At 55.2% G+C, this 3,138-nt stretch carries 2 protein-coding genes and 1 tRNA gene; all 3 read right to left on the bottom strand.

What is annotated here, in order from left to right; all coding sequences use genetic code 11:
- Positions 1–559: 559 nt before the first annotated feature.
- The 3 genes from RCJ92_RS15455 to RCJ92_RS15445 all read right to left on the bottom strand — a co-directional run bounded on the left by RCJ92_RS15455 (position 560) and on the right by RCJ92_RS15445 (position 2,804).
- The gene (locus RCJ92_RS15455) at positions 560–1,078 is read right to left on the bottom strand and encodes a GtrA family protein (RefSeq protein ID WP_446755067.1); all 519 of its coding nucleotides are present in this window, start codon (positions 1,076–1,078) and stop codon (positions 560–562) included.
- A 194-nt stretch (positions 1,079–1,272) separates the two neighbouring features.
- Positions 1,273–1,349, bottom strand: a tRNA-Pro gene (locus RCJ92_RS15450).
- Between the two features lie 69 nt (positions 1,350–1,418).
- Entirely contained in the window at positions 1,419–2,804 is a 1,386-nt protein-coding gene (locus RCJ92_RS15445) for an FAD-binding oxidoreductase (protein ID WP_446755066.1), read from the bottom strand.
- Positions 2,805–3,138 lie beyond the last annotated feature (334 nt).

The following is a 3,138-nucleotide window of genomic DNA, read 5'->3' as shown; positions in this document are numbered from 1 at the left end:
TCACCAAACAAAAATAATTTGGTATCAACAAACTTGGCACACTATTGAGTTCTCAAACAACAAGCGCTTACCGGTTCATCATCGACATCATTTCGACCCGTGATCTCGTCCGGCGCTCTGTAATTATTTTATCCCAGCGAATTCCTGAAAGTCAAATCCATTCTTTGTGACCTGAATTTCTTTTCTTCGCTTCAACAATTCCTATTGTTTTTACAGTTGACTGTAACTACTCAAGTTTTTGTTGGAGTTTGTTGCCGGTGTTTCCGACGGTTTCGACCCCGTCCTTCGTTGCGGCAACAGATAAAAACTATACATGGATTCCAGAGTGTGCGCAAACTCGGAAGCAGCTCTTTTGAGGTGATCGTCGTAACACGGTGCATAGCCGAGTCGGTACGCTTCATGCACTACTTCTGGGCGCCGGGGAAAGTACTATCGCGCCAATGCGGTCCTCCTGCTGCTCTGCCGCATAAGCGCGCAGGAATCCGTGACGAAGCTTAGTGTCGTCGTGAGCCCAAACGTCTTAGACGACAACCGCAGCTTGGGGTCTGCGCAGCCTTTCTCAGTTGGCCATGATCTCCGTGCGTTGGTGCTCACGATCCAGAAATACGAACTTCTTCATCGCCCACCAGCGGAACACCATTCCCAGCAGCGTGCCGATGATCGGTCCTGCGACAAAGTCGGCGACCTCCTGCACCAGCAGTGTGACGTGCGGTTGCGTTAGCCCAAAGACCCAACGCGAGATATATACAGGCGCCGAGGTGATCCCGACCGCCAGTACCGACATGACGACGAACTTGATGAACTGGACACGCTTCAGACCATGGGCGATGTCCCCGAAGGTAAACCGGCGGGACAGGAAGTACGAGGCAACCGTCGAGACAGCATTAGCGATCAAGAACGCCGTAGTTGGATGCGCAGTCAATATGGTTAGCTTCAGCCCATAGTTGACCACCAGGGTGAGGATGAAGCACACACCTCCCACTCCCAGGAAGTAGACAATACGCAGCCTTTGGCGCATCTTCTGCCGCGTGCCGAAGTCCGGCGTGGGCGCAGCTACTTCCTCGTTTGGATTCCCCATGTGTTTATCCTACGGTCACCTTCTAGCTACTTCCGGTAGGCAGTACACCGGTATCGGGTAATATCCAGGCTGCGCTTGTGGACCATTCGAAGATTCCACAACTCCCGGTCGTGACAGAAGGCCCATGGACGGAACCGAACGTTAACGTGAAATAGCAGGAGGGGGAATCCTTACGGATTCCCCCTCCTGCTATTTGGTCGGGATGACAGGATTTGAACCTGCGACCTCGTCGTCCCGAACGACGCGCGCTACCAAACTGCGCCACATCCCGTTGTTTTCGCAACGAAATAATACTGTACACGCAAGATTGGACGGAACCAAATCGAGTGACCTGCTGCACTTATGGGATGGCCTTGCCGGGATTCAGCAGGCCCTGCGGGTCCAGGACGTTCTTCAGCTGCCGCTGGATCTCCAGCACTGCGGAGGATTGTTCCCAGGCGAGCCATTCACGCTTGATTAGACCAACGCCATGTTCCCCGGTGATGGTTCCACCCACTTCCAGCGCCAATCGGATGCTCTCCTCCAGGGCGAGGGTGAGCCGGCCAAGTGGATCTTCGCCGGCGTCGGGTTCAACGGAAAACGTAGGATGCAGATTGCCGTCACCAGCATGGGCAATGATCCTCACGTCAACGTCGTATTTGGCGGCAACTCCACGTACCTTGCGCACGTAGTCGACCATGCAGCTCTTGGGTATAGCCACGTCTTCGCCCATGCGGTAGGCGTCATCCTTGGTATCCCCCCTGCTGGTGCGACGCATCTCGATGAGGCGCGAAGCAAACTCATCGCCTGGAGCACTGATGATGACTTTCGCTTCCGCAAACGCAGTGCGAACAACATCCTCTTCAATCCTGGCGCCATACCCATCCAATCGCACTAGAAGCATCGCCTCGCCATGCTCAGCGATATCGGTGCCGTAGGTCTGATCCAACACCGACATCGTCGGCCTATCGATGAGCTCTAAGATCGCGGGCTGAACTCTGGCCCTGGCAATCATCTGGACGCCTTCGACGGCATCTTCGAGTGTTTCAAAGACCAGACTCATGTCCCTTTGGTCAACAGGCAGGTAACGCAGCCGCAATACGGCGCGTACAACGATCCCCAAGGTGCCTTCCGAGCCGACGAAGAGCGAACGCAGATCGTAACCGGCCACTCCCTTAAATGTTTTGGCACCAATTGTTATCAGCTGGCCATCCGCGAGCACGACGTCCAGTGCCAGCACTGATTCTCGGGTCACCCCGTACTTTGCACAACGAAGCCCGCCTGCGTTGGTGGCAATATTGCCGCCCAGGGTCGACATCCGATAGCTTGCCGGGTCAGGAGCATACATGAGGCCGTGCTCCGCAACCGCATCATTTAACTCGTTATTGATGACCCCGGGTTCGACTACTGCCACCTCGTCTTGTGGCCGGATCTCCAAGATGCGGTTCATACGAGACAGATTCAGTACCAGCGACGGGCACATCACGTGGACACCGCCGGAGACTCCCGTACCAGCGCCGCGGCTGATGATCGGGACTCCATGCCGGGAACACAATCGCACGATCTCCTGAACGGCTTCTACCCGATTCGGGTATGCAATTGCGAGCGGCAGGATCGGGTCAGTGGCCAGTTGGCCGTAATCGCGGGAATTCTCCAGCAGATCCTCCGGAGAGGTACTGACACCATCAGCACTGAGAATCTCCGTCAGTTCGTGAACAAAAACGGAATAGTCCTTGTCCTGTGCCACTACCGCCCCTCCTACTGGTTACGTTGATCTCTAGGAAGCGTACTCCAGGTCACCACATTTACCTCGAGGGGAAGAAATGGTTACGTAGATCCATGCTTAGGGGTGAACAGCAGCCTTTGACTCGAACCGCCACCGATTCGAACGGAAGGGTGGCGTGGCGGCAATGCAGCGAAAAGAATAGATGCCGGAACCGGATTGCTGGTTAGGGGCTTAAATAGGTGAGGCTCCAACCATCACTGGTTGGAGCCTCAAACCCTTCATCAAGTTAAGTCCGGCGGTGTCCTACTCTCCCACACCCTCACGAGTGCAGTACCATCGGCGCAGTGGGCCTTAG

It is taken from the genome of Glutamicibacter sp. BSL13 (assembly GCF_052928425.1).
Note: the sequence above shows the minus strand (reverse complement) of the source record. Positions and strands in the feature narration are given on the sequence as shown.